The sequence below is a fragment of the Flavobacterium sp. CSZ genome, assembly GCF_015350725.1.
Taxonomy (GTDB): Bacteria; Bacteroidota; Bacteroidia; order Flavobacteriales; family Flavobacteriaceae; genus Flavobacterium.
The window spans coordinates 195,445-216,286 of record NZ_JADKPQ010000007.1 but is presented as its reverse complement, the minus strand read 5'-3'; the positions used below and the strand labels follow the sequence as shown (position 1 = coordinate 216,286).

The following is a 20,842-nucleotide window of genomic DNA, read 5'->3' as shown; positions in this document are numbered from 1 at the left end:
ACAAAGACTCAAAAAAGCCAATTATTTTAATTTATTTTGTAACTTTTTTCTTTAATTTTTATTTCTACCTGAGGATTAATTTTTTCAATAGCTTCGATAAACCTTCTTTTATCTTTTGGTGAAATCAGAACTATATCGAATTTATGGTATAAAATTTCAAGCCTGTTAAAAGAAAGCGCAGGAGAACTAATAATATTATAGCTTTCAGAAATTCGTTTAATCTTTTCAATTTCAATTGATAAATTATAAAAAACCCCGCATTTTATGACTAATTTTTTATTTTCGATTATATAAAAGGTCGTCGAAAACATATAGGCAATAAAAATCACTACCAAAAGTATAAAGGAAAAACTAATCCAGTTTTGATCATAAGCTGATCTTACAAGGATTCCTCCAAAAACTAAAACCAAAAAAAGTATAAGCCACAGGTCAATTTTAGATTCAAATTTTTCCATTTACTGCTTATTTTTTTACATAAATTGGACTTCTTTTCAGCAAATAAGTAATAGAATCCATCCAGCTGTCTTTGATATTCAGGAACGGTTTACGACTTTGCGAGTAAATTTTTGTGCCGTTTTTGTACATGTCAAAATAAACCATGTAATTGTAATAAGTAAGATTACTGGCATTGGTAGTCGATACATCGCTCGTTTTTACCTTCTTGTTATTATCGCTCACTTTGGCGCTTCCGCTGCTGTAAGTCGAAGCCGTTGAGCCTTCGGTAAGGGTAAACGAAACTTTTGCGGCAATAATATTATCCACTCCCAGAATTTTTTGAAGATCTTCTATTGGGGTTTCATCAATATTTTTATAATCAATTCCGGCCTTATGCAGCAAACTATTTGTAACCCTTAAATCCTGAACCGTCAACGGAAAAAGATTCGCAGATTTGTCCAGCAATTTGTTATAAAGGTCATTTTGAGCAAATTTTGCCATTTCCCCAGACTCTTCCATAGTACCTGAATTCACATACGGAACCGGCAGTACAGCAATTGTATTGGGTTTCATTTCTGAAGAAGTAACCTGCACCGAATTACCAGATGGCGCATTATTCTCAGAAACATCAAAAGTTTGCGAACGCCCGCTGGCAAAATCAATTCTCGCAATTTGCGATACATCAAGCGAAATTTGCATTGTTTCTCCCGGCAACGAATATTCAACCGTTTTATCAGACATTTTTGCAATCGTACATTCAATAATCTGATAATCTCGTTTTATTATTTTATCGAGCTTTTTCCCTCCCTGAGCAAAAGAAAAAACAGTAATAAACATCAATATTGCGGTAATGATTTGTTTAGATTTCATGGTATTTAAATTTAATTTTCTTACTACTAAATTTTTCAGCTTCTCTTTTATAAAAAAAAGGCTTGTTAAATTTATAAAATTAAATTAAAAATAAAGTCATGAAATCATCTTATTTCACTCGTAAATGTTTTTTTTTAGGAGCTATTCCCGCACCCGAGCCTGAAAGTGAGAACTGGCAAAGCAATCCGTTTCAAACGAAGTTCATTGAACTCCGAAATAAAATAAAATTAAGTGAAGTAATCTTTAGCTTTTTAAAGGAAAAAGCTAAAAGATTTCCACTACTATTGGGTCTAGGATATAGTTTTTATAAGAAACAGCAAAAAACAAAGAATATTTCTGCCGTAAAACACCTTTACATATTCTGGGTGTAGAAATTGTAATCTTTCAAAATAACCCTCAAAAAATCGCTGCTGTTACCGGATTGGTTTTTAATTCCTGTTACACTTTCGATCTTAGCGACCAATTTGTAAATAACTTCATGATCATTTCGGGCTTCGGCGTTCTTAAAAGTCTCCTTAATGATACGCATATCATTGTCAGACAATTTAATAACCAAAGGATAAGTAGGAACGTAAGCCTCGCCTATTTCCTCAAGAATGGTATGACTAATGTCTATTTTATTTTTTAAAGTAATAACGGCAGTTCCCGCCACCATATCACCCAATCGTTGGGCTTTTTTACTCGACACCACACTTACTATAGCCACAATGCCATACAAAAGTGTAATATCAACTAACCTAAAAAACCAGCGCATTAAGTAGTCTCCAAATCCTGCCTGATAGCCATCAATTTTAACCACTTTTATTTTTACTAGTTTTTTCCCGATAGTCTGACCTTCAAAAATACTTTCTAAAGTGAGCGAATAAATAAAAAACGGAAAATAAAGAATTAAAACAATCGAAATTTTCGACCAATTGTCTAATCTATCGAATAATTTACCGAGATTTAACCAATAAAAAAATACAATAGAAACCACGGTTATATAGGCCAGTTTAATAGCCAAATCGATGAAATAAGAACCTATTCGCTCGCCTGGTGAAGCGGCAATGAAATTTATTTTAACATTTTGGGTTGTATTAATAGATAATTCTGACATATTTTATATTTTAGCCTACAATGAGAGAAGTTGCCTTCATAAAACAAAATAAAGAAAAATGGCTGGAGTTTGAGCTCGCTATTTTTGGTAAAGCTAAAAAAAATCCTGATGAGTTAGCTAATTTGTACATTCAAATGATGAATGACTTATCGTATGCGCAAACCTATTACCCAAAAAGCAAGACAGTTGTGTATCTCAATCACCTCGCCTCACAGATTTATCAAAAAATTTACAAAACCAAAAGAACCGAAAAAAACAGATTCCTTGAATTTTTTAAAACCGAGGTTCCTTTACTGCTTTACGAATACAGGAGATATCTTTTGTATGCCTTTATTTTATTTTTTGTCACCGTTGCCATGGGCGTCGTTTCGGCTAGATACGATCAAAACTTTGTTCGCTTAATTCTAGGCGACTATTATGTAAACATGACTCTTGACAACATCAAAAAAGGAAATCCAATGGCGGTTTACGGCTCCGGAAGCAACTGGGGAAGTTTTATAGGTATTACCCTGAACAACCTTTATGTGGGGGCGAGATGTTACATTTACGGCATATTTGGCGGTTTGGGAACATTTTATATTTTTCTTCAAAACTCATTGATGTTAGGATCATTTCAGTACTTTTTCTACGATCAGGGTGTTTTCTGGAAAAGTGTTCGCGGTATCTGGATTCACGGTTCTATGGAGATTTTCGCCATCGTAATCGAAAGTGCGGCCGGATTTATTCTGGGCGCTTCGATCCTGTTTCCTAAAACTTTCTCGAGATTAAATTCACTTAAAATAGGATTCAAAAACAGTTTCAAAATATTCCTGAGCACCTTTCCTTTTACCATAAGCGCCGGATTTCTCGAAGGTTTTATAACCCGATATTCGATCGATATGCCCAATTGGCTCAGTAGTTTTATCATCTTATTTACATTAGCAATCATCTCATTTTATTATTTGGTTTATCCTTTCATTGTTCACAAAAAAATAACTTCATTATAATGTTTGAACTTTACAAAAAACGACAACTCGGCGACTATATAGTAGATTCGTTTACCTTCTTTAAAAATTTTGGCAAACACTTTTTTAAGATTTTTTTCGCCATAAACGTTGGTATGCTGCTCATTATGGGGGCGTTAATGTACTTATTTTTAGAAACTAATTTTAAGTCTCTGGCAGGTAATAATTTAGAAAAAACTACTCCCGATGAACTTTTCAATTACTTTGACAGTTATCCTCTTCTTGGAGGATTTGCCATACTCTTTTTAGTGGTAATTATATTTTTATCCCTTTTTAATTCCTCCTATCCAATTTTATATTTAAAATTAATAGCCGAAAAAAATACCAACGATTTTACCACACAGGATATATTAGCCGGCTTTAGAAAAAACCTTTGGAAAATAATTAAGTTCGGTCTGGGCGTTGTATTCATTATATTTCCAATTTTATTTATCCTTATAATCGCTTTATTTTTTCTCTGCTTTGTCTTAGTAGGCATACCATTATTAATAGTGGCAATACCTACTTTATTTACCTGGGTAAATTTGAGTTTTTATACCTATTTAACAGAGGATAAAAGCTTTTTTGAATCTTTAAACCATGCACATCTTTTGCTAAAAGAAGATTTCTGGTCTACAATTGGGGCCAGTTTTATTGTCATGATTATGCTTCAGATGGTACAGGCATCCATCACTATGTTTTTTTATTTTGTTGGAATATTTGCCTTTATTTTCTTTGCAATAGCCAATCCTGATTTCGACAAAATGCCTTTTGAACCTTCGCCAGTTTTTTTAATCCTGATTACTGTAGCATTTGTTTTAATTATGGCATTGAGTAACATTTTTAGTAACGTTTTGGTAATCAATCAGGGAATTATCTATTATAGTTTGGGAGCAGAAGATAGAATTTCGGCAACTGAAATTGAATCAATTGGAAGCAATAATGAATAAACTCCTCCTCTTTTTATCTTTTCTCTTTTTTTCCGGTATTTCGCATGCCCAGGATTCTTTGGCTAGAGCCGAGCCTCCAAAAATAAGTACCGTAAAATATACCGAGAAAGATATTCAAATTGACAGCAGTACTGTAGAAGTCAAAACCTTCTCTAAGAATTTCAAAAAAAAATATACTGATTCTGATTTCGTATACAAACAAAAAGCTCCTGAAAAAGGTTTATGGCAAAGCTTTATTGAATGGCTTGCCCGTATTTACCGAAGCATTTTTAGCGAGTCAGATACCAAAGCCTCTCTGGATTTTGTCACGATCTTTTTAAGAGTAATAGCGGTTTTAATTATTGTTTTTGTAATCTACTTAATAGCAAAAGCAGTAATTAATAAAGAAGGTCAATGGATTTTTGGTAAAAACTCGAATAAAAGAAATGTTTATTACTCTGATATCGAAAAGAATATTCACCTTGTGGATTTCGAAAAATTAATAAAAGAAAGTCTTGAAACGGGAGAGAAAAGAATCGCGATTCGTTATTATTATCTATGGCTGCTAAAAGTAATGGCACAAAATCATTATATCGAATGGGATATCGAAAAAACCAATTCTGATTATTTATACGAACTGCAGCGACCTGCTCATAAAGAAGAATTCACCTATTTGTCTTACTTGTATAATTATATCTGGTATGGCGAATTTGCCATTGATGAAATCTCGTTTATAAAAGCCGAAAACCGATTTAAGAACGCCATAAAAACCTTTAGTAATGGATAAAAGCATCAAAATTTACATTGCTGTTCTGGTTTTTATTTTAACCTTGATTTTAATAATAGATCGTGACCAGCCAAAACCCATCGATTGGCGACCAACCTATGCTGTCAATGACAAAATCCCCTACGGATTATATGTTTTTGATAAGGAAATTAATGGATTTTTTAAAAATCATAAAGTAGAAAGAATTCCAAATGTAACGCCATATGAATTTTTAGATTCAAAATATGATGAAGATACGCTGGTAGAAAATTATAAAATAAAAGGAACTTTCATCAATATATCAGAATCCAATACAATTGACGAACAATCAATTAAGGAGATTTTTTATTTTGTCTCGCACGGAAACAATGCTTTTTTAAGCATGAAGAGTTTCCCTAAATATTTACTAGACACCCTTAAACTGGAAGTTAATTCAGATTATCTCAATGCCAATACAACTCAAATATGGCTGGCCAACAAAAAGACTAAAAAATATACTTTTGAACATCAATTACAAGATTATTTTTCTAAAATTGACACCTTAAATACAACCGTTCTGGGATATCAGAGCACAAAATCAAATCAAAAAAAACACATCAATTATATCAAAGTTTCTTACAGACAAGGCTATTTTTATTTGCATACGCAGCCTGTCGCTTTTACGAACTTTAATTTATTAAAAGCAGATCATTATCAATACGCCGAGAGTGTTTTATCTTATTTACCAAAAGGCGATATTTTCTGGTATACCAAAGGTCAGAATAATGAAAATATTTCTCAATCACCCCTGCGTTATATCCTGGCTCAGCCCGGACTAAAATGGGCCTGGTATTTCTTTTTATTCGGAATGTTGATTTTTATTATTTTTAATGCCAAACGTAAGCAACGTGTGGTGCCTATACTTAAACCTTTGGCCAATTCAACAGTTGATTTCACCAAAACTATAGGGAATTTATATTATCAGGAAGGCGATCACCGCAATATCATCGATAAAAAGATTATTTATTTTTTAGAAAAAATGCGAACCGAATATTTGATCGATACCACAAAACTGGACGATGTTTTTATTCAAAAATTGCATCACAAAACAGGAAAAAGTGAAACAGATATTCAGGAACTTGTATTTTTGATCAACGAACATCGAAATAGTTATCACGGAAGTCTTGAAGAAGATTTAATTAGAATTAATAATGCAATAGAAAAGATTATACATTAGATAAAAAAAAATTGCCACCGATTAAAAGGATTACACAGATTAGAAAAAATTAATCAATTTTAATAAAAAATCCTCTTTAATCTTTTTAATGTGTGGCAAAAAACAACCCAGAAAACAGACCAAACATGGATAATATCAATACAACAGAAAATAAAATCACAAACGAAAATGTGAATTTTGAAACCAGAATAAATCTAACGCCGCTTTTAGATCACGTAAACAGTATCAAAAAAGAACTGGAAACCGTAATTGTAGGGCAGCACAAAATGATCGATGAGCTTTTGGTGGCCATTTTATCAAACGGTCACGTTTTGCTCGAAGGTGTTCCCGGAGTTGCTAAAACCATTACAGCCAAATTATTATCGAAAACCTTGAATATTGGCTTTAGCCGCATTCAGTTTACGCCGGATTTAATGCCGTCTGATATTTTAGGAACTTCGATTTTCAATTTAAAAACTTCTGAATTTGAGTTTAAAAAAGGGCCAATTTTCTCTAATTTAATTTTAATTGATGAGATAAACCGTGCCCCTGCCAAAACACAGGCTGCACTTTTTGAAGTGATGGAAGAACGCCAGATCACTATTGACGGATCTGCCTATCAGCTTGAAACACCTTTCTTGGTTATTGCAACACAAAACCCAATCGAGCAGGAAGGAACTTATCGTTTGCCGGAAGCACAATTAGACCGTTTCTTGTTTAAAATCACCATTGATTACCCAAAATTAAACGAAGAAATCCTGATCATTCAAAGAGAACATTTATTGCAGGATCACGGAAAACTGGAAGCTATAAAAACCATACTTTCTGCCGCTGAGATAAAAGAATATCAGGCGCTGGTAAAACAAATAAGGGTAGAACAAAATCTATTGGAATACATTGCAAGAATAGTAGTAAACACGCGCGAAAATGCCTTTTTATATCTGGGAGCTTCGCCTCGTGCTTCGATCGCTATTCTAAACGCTGCAAAAGGTTTCGCCGCCATTCGCGGACGTGATTTTGTAACTCCCGAAGATATTAAAGAAGCCACAATTCCGGTTTTACAACATCGTGTAATTGTAGCACCTGAACGTGAAATGGAAGGAATTACAAGTTCTGAAATTATCAGGCAGATTATAGAAACAGTCGAGATTCCTAGATAGTTTTCAGTCGCAGTGACAGTTTTCAGCGCTATGATTAATAACAAACCTTTTTTTTAATGAAATATTCTAAACTATTTTTTCTGTTTCTTTTTGGTATTACCTTGATGAGTTTTAAACCAATGAATATCAAACAGGCGAATATGACCAACACATCAATTTATTTTGCCAGCGATAAGCAACAAATCGAAACATTGATCAGAAAAACCTATGAATGGATCGAAACCAAGAAAACAAAAGTTGATTTTGATGTTGTCGAAAATAAAAAAGGAGATAAATATGTTGCACTAAATGTAAAAACGCACAATAAAATATTGGCAGAACTTAAAAACTCTAATTTTTTTGCACAACAATTCATTGACAATTATAACAAAATTGCACTGAAAATTGGAGAGAATCTTAAAACCAATAAGATCGAATATTTTGTTGGAGAATTACCTCCATATGGCTCTGATAGTAATCCTTGGTGCGATTGTCAGGACAATCCGGAATCGTATTGGAAAACACTAAAAGTAAACGACTTAAAGATTCAAAATAACAAAGCTACTTTTTACTGGACCTGGAGAGAATGGAAAGAAACTCCTAAATATAAAGTAACTGCAATTAAAGAAAATGGAATCTGGAAAATTGCCGTTTTAGATGGCTTTGATTATAAAAGCTTTACTAAAATATAGTAAAAAACCTTTAACCCTAATTTTATAAAAATTGAAATTCATAAAAAGCCTTTACCTCAATAACTTCTTCTTCTATATGCTTTTGGGCATTATTGGATTATTTGTTTGTGCTTTTATTTTTCCAAACTTATACAATGCGGTTTGGTTTGTGGTTTTGGTTTTAGTCACTTTTTTAGGGCTTGATATTTTAATTTTATACATCACCAAAACAGGAATCCAAGCCGAAAGAATAACACCAGAAAAGCTTTCTAACGGTGATTTAAATCCTATAACCCTCAGTATCAAAAACCGTTATACTTTTAAAATTTCAGTTAAGATCATAGACGAGATTCCGTTTCAGTTTCAGGTACGTGATTTCAAAATTGTAAAAACGATTAAAGCCTCTGAGCAAAAAGAATTTGGTTACGATCTTCGCCCCACTGAACGTGGTGAATATTATTTTGGATATCTGAATATCTACGTCTCTTCTCCTTTGAAATTAGTTTCCAGAAGATTTTCTTTCGATAAGGATAAAATGGTACCCACCTATCCTTCCTATATTCAATTAAGAAAATACGATTTACTGGCTTTTTCGAATAATTTGTATCAATATGGAATCAAGAAAATCCGACGCATTGGCCACACGATGGAATTTGAACAAATCAAGGAATATGTTCAGGGCGACGATTTAAGAACGTTAAACTGGAAAGCCACGGCAAAGAAAAACGCATTAATGGTCAACCAGTTTCAGGACGAAAAATCACAATCGGTTTATATGGCGATCGATAAAGGCCGCGTCATGCAAATGCCATTTGACGGATTGAGTTTACTGGATTATGCCATTAATTCGACTTTGGTTTTAGCCAATGTAATTCTGAAAAAGCAGGATAAAGCCGGAATTTTTGCTTTCTCTAAAAAGGTAGAAAACAGAGTATTTGCCGAGAAGAGAGCTTCGCAGATGCAAAAAATCCTCGAAACCTTATACAATATTAAAACTGATTTTTTCGAAAGTGATTATAGCCGTTTATACGTCGACATCAAGAAAAACATTAATCAGAGGAGTTTGATTATTCTCTACACTAACTTTGAAACCATGGATGGTTTAAATCGCCAATTACCTTATTTAAAAGGAATTGCAAAAAGCCATTTATTAGTTGTTGTCTTTTTTAGTAATACAGAACTGAATTCGATCATCAACAAAAAAACAGATACCATTCAGGAAGTGTATGATAAAGTAATCGCCGAAAAATTCATGTTCGAAAAACGATTAATTGCAAACGAACTCAAAAAATACGGAATACATTCGGTTCTTACCCAACCTGAGAATCTGACTTTGGATACAATTAATAAATATTTAGAGATTAAAGCGAGGGGAATTTTGTAGAAGATATTTGTTAATTTATGGTTATATTTAAGATATGAACTAACAATAAATTTATCGCTACAGCATTATTTAGTTAGTTTTGAAATATCGATTTATACAATCCAATTAATCATTTTTAATATAATTAACTAAATATGAAAAAAATAACCGCATTTATATTCGCCTTTACAAGTCTTTTGTCTCACGCACAAAAAACAGAAAACATCATTATTATCACCACAGACGGTTTTAGATGGCAGGAAGTTTTTAAGGGAATGGACAAAGAGATAGCTGACAATAAAAGATTCAATCAGGGAGACCGAACTTACATTTACAAAAAATATGGAAGTGCTGATATTGCAGAAGCCCGCCAAAAAATAATGCCTTTTTTATGGTCTGAAATTGCTTCGAAAGGACAAATTTATGGTAATCGTGATTTGGGCAACAAAGTAGATGTTACCAATAAATACTGGATAAGTTATCCCGGATATAGCGAAATGATGACCGGAAACGCTGATAATGCAGTAAATTCTAATCATTATAAAGACAATCCAAATGTAAATGTGCTGGAGTTTTTGAACCAGCAGCCTAATCTAAAGGGTAAAGTAAAAGCTTTTGGTGCATGGAATGCATTTGATAGAATCTTAAACGAAAAAAGAAGCGGCTTTCCTGTAATTTCGGCCTTTGACAGCATTGGAGGAAATAATCCAACCGAAACTCAAAAATTGCTCAATGCAATGCGTGATAACTCTTACAAGCCTTTTCATGAAGATGAATGTCTGGATGTTTTTACCCATTATCAAGCGCTAAATGAACTTAAAACAAACAAACCAAAAGTACTTTATATTGCTTATGGAGAAACTGATGAATGGGCACATTCAGGACAATACAGATCTTATCTTGATGCTGCCAATCAGGTAGATAAATGGATTAAGGAAATCTGGGAATTTGTACAAAATGATCCACAATACAAAAACAAAACGACTTTACTGATCACTGTCGATCACGGCCGCGGTGATAAAAAGAAGAAAGAATGGACAGATCACGGATCTGACGTTGCAGGAGCATCTGAGATTTGGTTTGCTGCAATGGGACCGGAAATTGCACCAAAAGGCGAACTTAAAACCCAATCGCAATTGTATCAAAAACAAACGGCCCAAACCATCGCCAAAGTTATGGGATACACTTTTACAACTTCGCATCCGGTGGCCGATGAAATTAAAGAAATATTTCAGCAATAATCAATCAAACCAAAATAACAACCAACCAAAACCAATTTATTCAAATGAAAAAAACTTTATTATTTCTTTTTTTAATGACTGTCTTGAGTCCAAAATTACTAGCGCAAGAAAACGATACCCTTGGAGCATATTATGATAAGATTGAAAAATCTTTCAAATATGAATCCGGAAAAATTACTTTATCTGAAGGAGAAGGAACTCTTAATGTTCCTAAAGGATTTAAGTTCCTCAATGCAGAACAAACTCAGGGAATCTTGACTAATTTATGGGGCAATCCTGAAGACAAAAGCGTTTTAGGATCGCTTGTTCCTGACGGAAAAGGCGTAACGCACAGCAATAGCTGGATGTTCGTCATTAGCTATCAGGGAGATGGTTTTGTAAAAGATGATGATGCCGGAGATATCGATTATGACGACTTGCTAAAAACCATGAAAGAAGATGTTCAGGCAGAAAATGAAGAACGTAAAAAAGGCGGTTATCCAGAAGTGCAATTAGTAGGCTGGGCATCAAAGCCTTACTATGACACCAATTTAAAAGTATTACATTGGGCTAAAGAATTAAAATTCGGCACAGACAAAGCCAATACTTTAAACTATGATTTAAGAGTTTTAGGAAGAAAAGGAATGTACAATATTTCGGCCGTAGCAGGAATGAATGAACTGGCAGAAGTAAAAGCAAGTATTCCGGGAATTTTAAAAAGTGTAGAATTCAATCAGGGACATAAATATCTGGACTTTGATGCCGATACAGATACTGTTGCCGCCTGGACAATTGGAGGTTTAGTTGCCGGAAAAGTACTGGCAAAAGTTGGCTTTTTTGCTATTTTGGCTAAATTTGGAAAAATTATCGTAATCGGAATTATTGCAGCATTTGCGGCTCTTAAGAAATTTATCTTCGGTAAAAAAGATCAGGTTGTATCAAGACCTCAAGAAGAAACCGCTTTATTAGAGGAAAATAATTCTACTGAGGAATAATTTTTTTTTGCCACAGATTAAAGGATTAAAGATGATTCAAAAATCAGAAATCATTTTAATCTTTTAATCTGTGGCTAAACTTTTTTAAGCCGCTTTTTTCGCAAAGCAAAAAAAAAGAATTCGTAAAGATTCTTAACTTGAGCGATAACGAACAGGGGGAATAAATTATTGGCAAACTTTTTTTACTTCGTTTTAAACCTCTGAACCTTTGCAACTATGAACCTTTGTAACTTTACAAAAAAACTCAGTATCTTAGCACCTTAGAAACTCAGTAACTTTCAGAATGAAACAAATCACTTCAATACAAAATCCGTTTATAAAATCGCTCGTTTTACTACAAGAAAAGGCAAAAGCCCGAAAACAAACCGGAACATTTTTGATTGAAGGATTACGCGAAATTTCATTAGCCATAAAAGGCGGTTACGAAATAGAAACTGTTTTGTTTTTACCGGAATTAGTAACTGAAAATCAGATTAATAAATTGGTCAATACACCAGTTTCATTAATCGAAATCAACAAAGAAGTCTATCAAAAATTAGCGTATCGAGATACGACCGAAGGCATTTTGGCTATAGCCAAAACCAAATCGATGCTTTTATCTGATTTAAAACTATCCGATAATCCGTTGATTATTGTTGCGGAAGCGCCAGAAAAACCAGGAAATATAGGCGCGCTTTTACGTACTGCCGATGCTGCAAATCTTGATGCAGTTTTGATCGCAAATCCTAAAAGTGACTTATACAACCCAAATATTGTTCGTTCGAGCGTTGGCTGCTTGTTTACGAACCAAATAGCAACAGGAACAACAGGCGAAATCATCGCATTTTTGAAAGAAAAAAAGATCGATTTTTATTGTGCTACCTTACAAAATTCAACTTCATATCATACACAAGACTTCACTACTCCAACTGCTTTGGTTGTGGGCACAGAAGCTACAGGCTTAACGCAAGATTGGCGTGATGCTGCCACCCAAAATATTATAATCCCCATGCAGGGCGAAATCGACAGTATGAATGTCTCGGTTGCTGCGGCAATTTTAATTTTTGAAGCCAAACGTCAAAGAGGATTTAATTAATTATAAATTCGAAATTATGAGTTATAAATTATCACTTTTAGCCTTATTATTTAGTTTTTCGGTATCGGCACAAATTTCGAATCAGGAAGTAGATGAGTTGGTCAATCGTACGATAAAAGCTTTTGATGTTCCCGGAATTGCGGTTGCGATTGTAAAAGACGGAAAAGTAGTGCTGGCAAAAGGATATGGAGTAAAATCGGTTTTGAGCCAACAAAAAGTTGATGCGAATACCCTTTTTGGGATTGCCTCAAATAGTAAAGCTTTTACATCAGCCGCACTTGCTATGCTGGTAGATGAAGGTAAAGTAAAATGGGATGATAAAGTCGTACAATATCTTCCGGATTTTAAAATGTACGACGATTTTGTAACGCGTGAATTTACGATTCGTGATCTTTTAACACACAGAAGCGGACTTGGACTTGGTGCTGGAGATTTGATGATCTGGCCTGACGGAAGCGATTTTAAAGCGCAGGATATTGTTCATAATTTAAGATATTTAAAACCGGTTTCGAGTTTTAGAACCAAATACGATTATGACAATTTGATGTACATAATCGCCGGAGAAATTATACACGTGGTAAGCGGAAAAACATGGGCAGATTTTGTCGAAGAACGCATTATGAAACCTCTGGAAATGAACAATAGTGTGGCCTCTGTAAAACGTTTAAAAGATACTACAAACGTTATTACGCCCCATGTTCCGCTTGACGGAAAACTAAAAACCATAAAACGTTATGAAAATCAACTTTTTGACGGAGCAGCAGGAATTTATTCGAGTGTAAATGATTTGAGCAAATGGGCAATTCTGCAAATCAATTGCGGAAAATACGGCGATAATAAACAGTTATTTTCTGAAAAAGAACACGACGAAATGTGGCAATTGCAAACCATTATTCCAACTAAAACAAGACCGCCTTACAATACCCATTTTTCAGGATACGGTTTAGGATGGTTTTTAAGTGATGTAAAAGGATACAAACAAGTTTCGCACACCGGTGGTTTAGAAGGAAATGTAACGCAAACTACTTTAATTCCCGAAATAGGTTTAGGAATTATTGTCCTGACCAATCAGCAATCCGGAGCTGCATTTAGCGCCATTACAAACACAATAAAAGATAGTTATCTAGGCATTAAACCCGAAGATTACGTAACAACTTACAGCAACCGCGTAAAAGCCAGCGAAGCATCTGCAGATAAAGTTACGGATGAAGTTTGGGCAACCGTTGCCAAAAATAAAAAAGACAAACTAAAAATTGATTTCTCTAAAATTACCGGAACTTACAAAGACAATTGGTTTGGAGAAGTTACCATAACAGAGAAAAAAGGAAAACTATATTTCGCTTCAAAACGTTCGCCACAACTCGTTGGTGAAGTGTTTTTCTACAAAGATGGAAACTATGTCGTAAAATGGAACAATGCCTTTTTTCATGCCGATGCGCATTTGCTTTTTAAATACGATGAAACCGGAAAAGTCGTCAACTTAAAAATGCTTCCAATCTCTGAATTAACTGATTTTAGTTATGATTTTCAGGATTTGGATTTCACGAAAGAGTAGTTTTAGATTTCTAAAAATAAAAATTGATAAATCAATTTTTATTTTAACATCACGAATGACATATTCTATTGTCAGATTGAGCGGAGTCGAAGTCCTTTTTACTACAAAAGAATCTCGACTCCGCTCGATTTGACAAGCCAAAATCTACCCTCTAAAATCAGAAATCTAAAATCTAAAATCAACCCTTCATTCCCTTGCGTATATTCAAACTTATTCTTATTTTTAGTACTTGAACTATGCCGTTATGATAGAAATAGATATTGAGAAAGAAAATAAAGCAATTGCCCAAGAGTATAAAGAATTACTTCGAATCAGTTATCAGACTTTAAGTCCAACCGACAAAAAATTAATCCGAAAAGCATTTGATGTCGCAGTAGATGCACATAAAGAACAAAGACGTAAATCTGGCGAAGCGTATATCTTTCATCCTATTGCAGTTGCAAAAATTGTGGCTTCTGAAATTGGTTTAGGAGCGACCTCTATTGCTGCGGCCTTATTGCACGATGTTGTCGAAGATACTCCCATAACTGTCGAGGATATTGAGCGTTTATTTAACCCAAAAGTGGCGCAATTAGTAGAAGGTTTAACCAAGATTTCGTTAGTTCAAAAAGATCTGAATGCGTCGATGCAGGCAGAAAATTTCAGAAAAATGATCCTTACACTGAACGATGACGTTCGTGTAATTTTGATAAAACTCGCCGATCGTTTGCATAATATGCAAACCATGGATTCGATGGCGGAATACAAGCAAACCAAAATTGCTTCGGAAACGCTTTATATTTACGCCCCTCTCGCCCATCGTTTAGGACTTTATAACATTAAAACTAAACTAGAAGATTTAGGTTTAAAATATACTGAACCTGCTGTTTACAATGATATTGTAAGCAAAATCAGGGAAACCAAAGAAGAACAGGATGCTTACATCAAAGATATCTCGGATGTTTTGAAGAAATCTCTGGACAATGAGGGAATTGATTATGTAATTAAAGGACGTCCGAAATCTATTTATTCGATTCGTCGTAAAATGCGCGCTCAAAATGTGAGTTTTGATGAAGTATACGACAAATTTGCCCTTAGAATTGTCTATAAATCAGATCAACATGACGAGAAATTTGTAGCCTGGAAAATCTATTCAATCGTAACAGATCATTACAGACCCAGCCCAAGTCGTTTGCGCGACTGGATTTCATCTCCAAAATCGACCGGTTACGAAGCTCTGCACATTACCGTGATGGGACCAAAAGGTCGCTGGGTAGAAGTGCAGGTTCGAAGCGAGCGTATGGATGAAATTGCAGAGAAAGGTTATGCAGCACATTACAAATACAAAAACGGAGCTACAGAAGAAAGCGGTCTTGATGTTTGGCTGAATTTACTTCGCGAAGCGCTGGAAAATCAGGAAACCAATGCGGTTGATTTTGTAGAGGATTTTAAAATGAATTTATATTCAAAAGAAATCTTTGTCTTTACGCCAAAAGGAGAAATCAAATCGTTGCCAAAAGGTGCTACTTCACTGGATTTTGCCTTTAGTATTCACTCCGAAATTGGAATTAAAACCAGAGGAACGCGCGTAAATGGTCGTTTGGTTCCTTTAAATCATGAATTAAAAAGTGGTGACCAGGTCGAAGTTATTACCTCGGCAAACCAAAAACCAACGGTAAACTGGTTAGAATATGTAACTACCTCGAGAGCCAAAAACAAGATCAAAAACGTTCTTAACGAGAATACTAAAAAAATTGCCGAAGAAGGAAAGGAATTGCTTACCCGAAAACTGAGACATTTAAAAATAACGATCAACGAGCAAGTTATCAACGAACTGGTCAACTTTTTTAAACTAAAAACAAGTTTAGATTTATTTTACAGAGTTGGAATTGGAGCGATCGAAAATCAACAGCTAAAAGATTACGCAGCTCAAAAAAGCAATACGTTTATCAATTTCTTTAAAAATAAAATTAAGAGAAATAAAGATACAACCGCCGCTGATGATATACACAAACCAGTAATTAGCAGTAATTATGATATGCTGGTTTTTGGAACTGAACATGATAAATTAGATTATAAACTTTCTCCATGCTGTAACCCGATTCCCGGTGATGATGTTTTTGGATTTGTAACCATAAACGAAGGAATCAAAGTACATAAAAAAGACTGCCCGAACGCGATTGGAATGCAATCTAACTACGCCTACAGAATTATGAGTGCCAAATGGATTGATTCATCCCAAGAAGAATTCAAAGCCATTATCAACATTACCGGAATGGATGTTTTAGGACTTACAAACCAGTTAACAAGGGTAATTTCGAATAATATGAGCGTGAACATTCAGAGTATTTCTTTGAGTACTGATGCAGGAATTTTTCACGGCCAGATTGCCGTTATTGTTCAGAATAATACCATTTTAAAGAAAATGATTAATGCGATTAAAAAAATTGATGGTGTTGACAAAGTTACAAGAGAGTACAGAACTTAAACTTTTTTAACCTATCTATAAGGGATTTATAACTAAACTTTAAACCCGAAACTTTTATTCATTAAAAATAAAAAATTATCTTTGCCGGATATGACACTCATTTCAACTGACAACACTAAGAATCAAGAAATTGTAAAAAATGTATTTACAATGTATCTTGAACAAAAAGGGCATCGCAAAACTCCTGAGCGTTATGCTATACTTCAGGAAATTTACGATAGCGAAGAGCATTTTGACATAGAAAACTTATATATCAAAATGAAAAACAAGAACTATCGTGTGAGTAGGGCTACATTATACAACACGATCGAGTTATTGTTAGACTGCGCTTTGGTTAGAAAACATCAATTTGGGCAAAATCAGGCTTACTACGAAAAATCATACTTTGATAAACAGCATGATCACATTATCATGACTGATTCTGGTGAAGTAATCGAATTTTGCGATCCAAGAATTCAAACCATCAAAAAAACAATCGAAGAAATATTTGATATCGAAATTACAAATCATTCATTGTATTTCTACGGAAACAAAAAGCAAAAACAATAGTCCGGAAACGCATTATTTAAAGAAATAAAAAAAAAGAAAATTAACTACATTAATCAGTAGGGCAACTTGGGTTGCCTCAACGCAAATTAAAACAGAATGACCGTAGATTTATTACTAGGATTACAATGGGGAGATGAAGGTAAAGGGAAAATTGTTGACGTTCTTACCTCTAATTATGATATTATTGCACGTTTTCAAGGAGGACCAAATGCAGGACATACATTAGAATTTGACGGAATTAAACATGTACTTAGAACCATTCCTTCTGGAATTTTTCATAAAAATTCAATAAACATCATTGGTAATGGTGTTGTAATAGATCCGGTAGTTTTTCAAAAAGAAATCGAAGGTTTAGAGAAATTTAACCTTGATATCAAAAGCAAATTGATCATTTCAAGAAAAGCACATTTAATTTTACCAACACACCGTTTGCTTGATGCAGCATCTGAAGCTTCTAAAGGAAAAGCTAAAATTGGTTCTACCCTTAAAGGAATTGGACCAACTTATATGGACAAAACCGGAAGAAACGGATTACGTGTTGGAGATATTGAATTAGAAGACTTTAAAGAACGTTACAGAGCATTGGCTGACAAACATGAGGCAATGATTGCTTTTTATGATGTAGCAATTCAATACAACTTAGCTGAACTTGAAAAAGAGTTTTTTGAAGCTATCGAAGAATTAAAAAAATTAGACTTTATCGACAGTGAAGAATATATGTACCAAGCTCAAAAAGCAGGTAAATCTATTTTATGCGAAGGAGCTCAAGGATCTTTATTAGATGTAGATTTCGGAACTTATCCTTTCGTAACTTCATCAAATACTACTGCTGCCGGAGCTTGTACTGGTTTAGGAATTGCTCCTAACAAAATCAAAGAGGTTTACGGAATTTTTAAAGCTTATGTAACGCGTGTTGGTAGTGGACCTTTCCCAACGGAACTTTTTGATGAAGTTGGTGCTACTATGGCAAAAGTGGGTAACGAATTTGGATCTGTTACAGGAAGACAAAGACGTTGCGGATGGTTAGACCTTGTAGCTTTAAAGTATGCTGTTCAGGTAAACGGAGTTACTCAGTTAATGATGATGAAAGGCGATGTTCTTTCAGGATTCGAAACTTTGAAAGTTTGTACAGAATACAACTATAAAGGACAAAACATTTCTCACTTTCCTTACAACATCGAGCCGGAAAACGTAACTCCTGTTTATAAGGAATTTAAAGGATGGAAAGCTGACTTAACAGGATTGACGACTTACGATCAATTACCAATTGAGCTAAAAGAATATATCGAGTTTATTGAAGAAGAAGTTGGAGTGCCAATTAAGATTGTATCTGTTGGACCAGACAGAAAGCAAACAATAACAAAATAATACATCTAAACGCTCTGATAACCAGAGCGTTTTTTTTATACAAAAGATTTCTTATTATGAAAAATCCAGAAATTAAAGTTACCGAAACAAACTTACTATCAGACAATTGGTACATACTAAACAAAGTAACTTTTGACTACCAAAAAAAGGACGGTAAAGTAGAATCTCATATTCGTGAAGTTTATGACCGAGGAAACGGAGCCGCCATTTTATTGTATAATTCAGCTAAAAAAACAGTAATCTTAACGCGTCAGTTTCGTTTACCAACTTATCTTAACGGAAACAAAACCGGAATGATGATCGAAGTTTGTGCAGGACTTCTTGATCAGGACAATGCAGAACAAGCGGTTATTCGCGAAACCGAAGAAGAAACAGGCTATCGCTTAAAAAAGGTTCAAAAAGTAATAGAAACCTATATGTCTCCAGGTTCTGTTACAGAGATTTTATACTTATTTGTTGGAGAGTACGACGAAACCATGAAGGTAAATGATGGCGGAGGATTGGATGCTGAACAGGAAAATATCGAAGTGTTGGAATACACTTTTGAAGAAGCTTACAACATGATTGAATCTGGTGAGATTACAGATGCTAAAACCATTTTGTTATTACAACACGCCAAAATAAAAAATTTGATTTAGATTTTTTGACTATTTTTAGGTTTGTAAAAAGACCTTTATATGATCAAATTTAAAATTGCGTTTTTTCTAATTTTCCCTTTTGTCCTGTTTTCTCAAAATGAAAAATTTCCGGCAGAAAAATTAAAACAAGACCTTACTACTTTTAGACAAATTAGAGAAAAAGCAAACTCGGGCATTTACAAATACCGAACTAAAAAACAAATTGACAGTATTTACAATTGGGCATTTTTGCAATTAAAAAATCCCAGGAAAGTAGTGGATTTCTACAAAATAATTCTACAAATAACTAACTTCGAAGGCAGTGTACATAACAATACCACTCTTCCTGACGTATATAAAAATACATCAGGAAAAGTTTTTTTTCCTTTTCCTGTAAAATTGATAGGCAACAAAACAATCGTCAATTTAAAAAACGATGAGATTGCGTTAGGTTCACAAATTCATAGCATTAACGGAATTGAAATAAATAAAATAGTACGCTCTTTTTATAAATATTACACCACAGATGGTTTTAATATATCCGGAAAATCAATCGGAATTAATGCTGCCTTTCCAAGATACTTTGAAATGGAATATGGACCAAAAGAAGCATTTTCAGTCGAATACTCTCTTCCAAAACAAACTGAAAAGCTTTCTAAAACTATTGCCGGTATTTCTAATGAACAAAGAAAGGAGAACTTTAAAAAGCGCCACTCTTTTCCTTCTGACAGTTTATTCTACACCAATATCAAAGACAAATATTCATTTAAGATTATTTCCAAAAATACCGCCTTACTTGCCGTTCATACTTTTGCCATTGGAGGAAATGCAGAAGATAAGGAACATATAGTGTATAAAAAATATCTGGATAGCTGTTTTCAGATGCTTTCTGTACATCCTGAAATAAAGAATCTAATTGTAGACGTTAGAAATAATGGTGGCGGATCAGACCCCAACGATTTGGTAACTTTTTCGTACCTAACTTAAAAAAACTATCGCGAAAATAAAAGTGCCTACATCAATTTTCAGAAAATTCCATTTCTTCCTTATTTTGTTTACGAAGAAACTAAGACCGAAAAAAAGCTGGAAGAAAAAAATGATTTTGAAGCGGAGTTAAAAGAAGAATACCCAATCTTAAAAGGCAAAATATATCCTCAGGATCCAAAATTCAATCGTTTATTACAGCCGGATAAAAATACCTTTAAAGGTCAGGTTTACTTATTAATCAGTCCAAGAGTAGCTTCGGCGGGATCGCTTTTCGCATCGTTAGTTACAGCAAAAACAAATGCAATTATTATTGGCGAAGAGACTATGGGAGGTTATTACGGACATAATGGCCATACTCCTATCGAGTACGAATTGCCCAATACAAAAATAAAAACACAGTTCTCTATCGTAAATTTAGAACAGGACGTTCCTAAAAAACCAAATCAGATTTTTGGTCGTGGTGTAATTCCGGACGTTGAAGTTAAACAGAGTTTTGATGATTTTATGCAAAATAAAGATGCTCAAATGGAGTATGTTTTGAAATTAATTGAGAAAAAGTAAA

General features: G+C 34.1%; 21 protein-coding genes. 18 read left to right on the top strand and 3 right to left on the bottom strand.

The window, feature by feature from the left end; genetic code table 11:
• Positions 1-26: 26 nt before the first annotated feature.
• Positions 27-455 carry a PH domain-containing protein gene (locus IRZ78_RS10385; RefSeq protein ID WP_194616464.1) on the bottom strand — a complete coding sequence of 143 codons (429 nt, stop codon included), beginning with the start codon at positions 453-455 and terminating at the stop codon, positions 27-29.
• 7 nt (positions 456-462) lie between these two features.
• Positions 463-1,305: a hypothetical protein gene (locus tag IRZ78_RS10380; protein ID WP_194616463.1), complete on the bottom strand. Its 843-nt coding sequence runs from the start codon at positions 1,303-1,305 to the stop codon at positions 463-465.
• Between the two features lie 98 nt (positions 1,306-1,403).
• On the opposite strand from IRZ78_RS10380, the gene IRZ78_RS10375 reads away from it, so the two are divergent.
• Positions 1,404-1,676, top strand: a complete 273-nt coding sequence (locus IRZ78_RS10375) for a hypothetical protein (RefSeq protein ID WP_194616462.1) — start codon at positions 1,404-1,406, stop codon at positions 1,674-1,676.
• Here the strand turns inward: IRZ78_RS10375 and IRZ78_RS10370 are convergent.
• Positions 1,658-2,401, bottom strand: a complete 744-nt coding sequence (locus tag IRZ78_RS10370) for an RDD family protein (protein WP_194616461.1) — start codon at positions 2,399-2,401, stop codon at positions 1,658-1,660. The genes IRZ78_RS10375 and IRZ78_RS10370 overlap by 19 nt on opposite strands.
• A gap of 20 nt (positions 2,402-2,421) precedes the next feature.
• On the opposite strand from IRZ78_RS10370, the gene IRZ78_RS10365 reads away from it, so the two are divergent.
• The 17 genes from IRZ78_RS10365 (at position 2,422) to IRZ78_RS26135 (ending at position 20,841) form a co-directional block, all read left to right on the top strand.
• A complete protein-coding gene (locus IRZ78_RS10365) occupies positions 2,422-3,387 on the top strand; it encodes a stage II sporulation protein M (protein ID WP_194616460.1) in 966 nt (321 codons plus the stop codon).
• Positions 3,388-3,500: 113 nt separating this feature from the next.
• Positions 3,501-4,334, top strand: a complete 834-nt coding sequence (locus IRZ78_RS10360) for a hypothetical protein (RefSeq protein ID WP_228520431.1) — start codon at positions 3,501-3,503, stop codon at positions 4,332-4,334.
• On the top strand, positions 4,327-5,100 hold the full coding sequence (locus tag IRZ78_RS10355; RefSeq protein ID WP_194616458.1) for a DUF4129 domain-containing protein: 774 nt from the start codon (positions 4,327-4,329) through the stop codon (positions 5,098-5,100). Before IRZ78_RS10360 ends, IRZ78_RS10355 begins: the two co-directional genes overlap by 8 nt.
• The gene (locus IRZ78_RS10350) at positions 5,093-6,295 is read left to right on the top strand and encodes a DUF4350 domain-containing protein (RefSeq protein WP_194616457.1); all 1,203 of its coding nucleotides are present in this window, start codon (positions 5,093-5,095) and stop codon (positions 6,293-6,295) included. The genes IRZ78_RS10355 and IRZ78_RS10350 overlap by 8 nt, the downstream gene beginning before the upstream one ends.
• Before the next feature lie 125 nt (positions 6,296-6,420).
• Complete coding sequence (locus IRZ78_RS10345; protein ID WP_194616523.1) at positions 6,421-7,434, top strand: MoxR family ATPase; 1,014 nt, start codon at positions 6,421-6,423, stop codon at positions 7,432-7,434.
• A gap of 56 nt (positions 7,435-7,490) precedes the next feature.
• Positions 7,491-8,105: a hypothetical protein gene (locus IRZ78_RS10340; RefSeq protein ID WP_194616456.1), complete on the top strand. Its 615-nt coding sequence runs from the start codon at positions 7,491-7,493 to the stop codon at positions 8,103-8,105.
• 76 nt (positions 8,106-8,181) lie between these two features.
• The gene (locus IRZ78_RS10335) at positions 8,182-9,468 is read left to right on the top strand and encodes a DUF58 domain-containing protein (RefSeq protein ID WP_194616522.1); all 1,287 of its coding nucleotides are present in this window, start codon (positions 8,182-8,184) and stop codon (positions 9,466-9,468) included.
• A 134-nt stretch (positions 9,469-9,602) separates the two neighbouring features.
• Positions 9,603-10,688 carry a phosphoglyceromutase gene (locus tag IRZ78_RS10330; protein WP_194616455.1) on the top strand — a complete coding sequence of 362 codons (1,086 nt, stop codon included), beginning with the start codon at positions 9,603-9,605 and terminating at the stop codon, positions 10,686-10,688.
• Between the two features lie 44 nt (positions 10,689-10,732).
• A complete protein-coding gene (locus IRZ78_RS10325) occupies positions 10,733-11,662 on the top strand; it encodes a DUF2167 domain-containing protein (RefSeq protein WP_194616454.1) in 930 nt (309 codons plus the stop codon).
• 283 nt (positions 11,663-11,945) lie between these two features.
• Positions 11,946-12,737, top strand: coding sequence for an RNA methyltransferase (locus tag IRZ78_RS10320; RefSeq protein ID WP_194616453.1), 792 nt, complete (start codon positions 11,946-11,948; stop codon positions 12,735-12,737).
• 16 nt (positions 12,738-12,753) lie between these two features.
• A complete protein-coding gene (locus IRZ78_RS10315) occupies positions 12,754-14,292 on the top strand; it encodes a serine hydrolase (RefSeq protein ID WP_194616452.1) in 1,539 nt (512 codons plus the stop codon).
• 244 nt (positions 14,293-14,536) lie between these two features.
• Positions 14,537-16,759, top strand: a complete 2,223-nt coding sequence (locus tag IRZ78_RS10310; RefSeq protein WP_194616451.1) for a RelA/SpoT family protein — start codon at positions 14,537-14,539, stop codon at positions 16,757-16,759.
• A 90-nt stretch (positions 16,760-16,849) separates the two neighbouring features.
• Positions 16,850-17,308, top strand: coding sequence for a transcriptional repressor (locus tag IRZ78_RS10305; RefSeq protein WP_026981862.1), 459 nt, complete (start codon positions 16,850-16,852; stop codon positions 17,306-17,308).
• 96 nt (positions 17,309-17,404) lie between these two features.
• Positions 17,405-18,676, top strand: coding sequence for an adenylosuccinate synthase (locus IRZ78_RS10300; protein WP_194616450.1), 1,272 nt, complete (start codon positions 17,405-17,407; stop codon positions 18,674-18,676).
• A gap of 56 nt (positions 18,677-18,732) precedes the next feature.
• A complete protein-coding gene (locus IRZ78_RS10295) occupies positions 18,733-19,314 on the top strand; it encodes an NUDIX domain-containing protein (RefSeq protein ID WP_194616449.1) in 582 nt (193 codons plus the stop codon).
• Between the two features lie 39 nt (positions 19,315-19,353).
• Positions 19,354-20,280, top strand: a complete 927-nt coding sequence (locus IRZ78_RS26140) for a hypothetical protein (protein WP_228520430.1) — start codon at positions 19,354-19,356, stop codon at positions 20,278-20,280.
• Between the two features lie 30 nt (positions 20,281-20,310).
• On the top strand, positions 20,311-20,841 hold the full coding sequence (locus tag IRZ78_RS26135) for a S41 family peptidase (protein ID WP_347349824.1): 531 nt from the start codon (positions 20,311-20,313) through the stop codon (positions 20,839-20,841).
• Position 20,842 lies beyond the last annotated feature (1 nt).

What these genes read in the sequence shown, in the direction of transcription:
- IRZ78_RS10350 (WP_194616457.1), top strand. Translation starts at nt 5,093, where the DNA reads ATGGATAAAAGCATCAAAATTTACATTGCTGTTCTGGTTTTTATTTTA.
- IRZ78_RS10365 (WP_194616460.1), top strand. Translation starts at nt 2,422, where the DNA reads ATGAGAGAAGTTGCCTTCATAAAACAAAATAAAGAAAAATGGCTGGAG.
- IRZ78_RS10335 (WP_194616522.1), top strand. Translation starts at nt 8,182, where the DNA reads ATGCTTTTGGGCATTATTGGATTATTTGTTTGTGCTTTTATTTTTCCA.
- IRZ78_RS10295 (WP_194616449.1), top strand. Translation starts at nt 18,733, where the DNA reads ATGAAAAATCCAGAAATTAAAGTTACCGAAACAAACTTACTATCAGAC.
- IRZ78_RS10355 (WP_194616458.1), top strand. Translation starts at nt 4,327, where the DNA reads ATGAATAAACTCCTCCTCTTTTTATCTTTTCTCTTTTTTTCCGGTATT.
- IRZ78_RS10345 (WP_194616523.1), top strand. Translation starts at nt 6,421, where the DNA reads ATGGATAATATCAATACAACAGAAAATAAAATCACAAACGAAAATGTG.
- IRZ78_RS10370 (WP_194616461.1), bottom strand. Translation starts at nt 2,401, where the DNA reads ATGTCAGAATTATCTATTAATACAACCCAAAATGTTAAAATAAATTTC.
- IRZ78_RS10380 (WP_194616463.1), bottom strand. Translation starts at nt 1,305, where the DNA reads ATGAAATCTAAACAAATCATTACCGCAATATTGATGTTTATTACTGTT.
- IRZ78_RS10330 (WP_194616455.1), top strand. Translation starts at nt 9,603, where the DNA reads ATGAAAAAAATAACCGCATTTATATTCGCCTTTACAAGTCTTTTGTCT.
- IRZ78_RS10325 (WP_194616454.1), top strand. Translation starts at nt 10,733, where the DNA reads ATGAAAAAAACTTTATTATTTCTTTTTTTAATGACTGTCTTGAGTCCA.
- IRZ78_RS10305 (WP_026981862.1), top strand. Translation starts at nt 16,850, where the DNA reads ATGACACTCATTTCAACTGACAACACTAAGAATCAAGAAATTGTAAAA.
- IRZ78_RS10385 (WP_194616464.1), bottom strand. Translation starts at nt 455, where the DNA reads ATGGAAAAATTTGAATCTAAAATTGACCTGTGGCTTATACTTTTTTTG.
- IRZ78_RS10315 (WP_194616452.1), top strand. Translation starts at nt 12,754, where the DNA reads ATGAGTTATAAATTATCACTTTTAGCCTTATTATTTAGTTTTTCGGTA.
- IRZ78_RS10320 (WP_194616453.1), top strand. Translation starts at nt 11,946, where the DNA reads ATGAAACAAATCACTTCAATACAAAATCCGTTTATAAAATCGCTCGTT.
- IRZ78_RS10310 (WP_194616451.1), top strand. Translation starts at nt 14,537, where the DNA reads ATGATAGAAATAGATATTGAGAAAGAAAATAAAGCAATTGCCCAAGAG.
- IRZ78_RS26140 (WP_228520430.1), top strand. Translation starts at nt 19,354, where the DNA reads ATGATCAAATTTAAAATTGCGTTTTTTCTAATTTTCCCTTTTGTCCTG.
- IRZ78_RS10340 (WP_194616456.1), top strand. Translation starts at nt 7,491, where the DNA reads ATGAAATATTCTAAACTATTTTTTCTGTTTCTTTTTGGTATTACCTTG.
- IRZ78_RS10360 (WP_228520431.1), top strand. Translation starts at nt 3,501, where the DNA reads ATGCTGCTCATTATGGGGGCGTTAATGTACTTATTTTTAGAAACTAAT.
- IRZ78_RS10375 (WP_194616462.1), top strand. Translation starts at nt 1,404, where the DNA reads ATGAAATCATCTTATTTCACTCGTAAATGTTTTTTTTTAGGAGCTATT.
- IRZ78_RS10300 (WP_194616450.1), top strand. Translation starts at nt 17,405, where the DNA reads ATGACCGTAGATTTATTACTAGGATTACAATGGGGAGATGAAGGTAAA.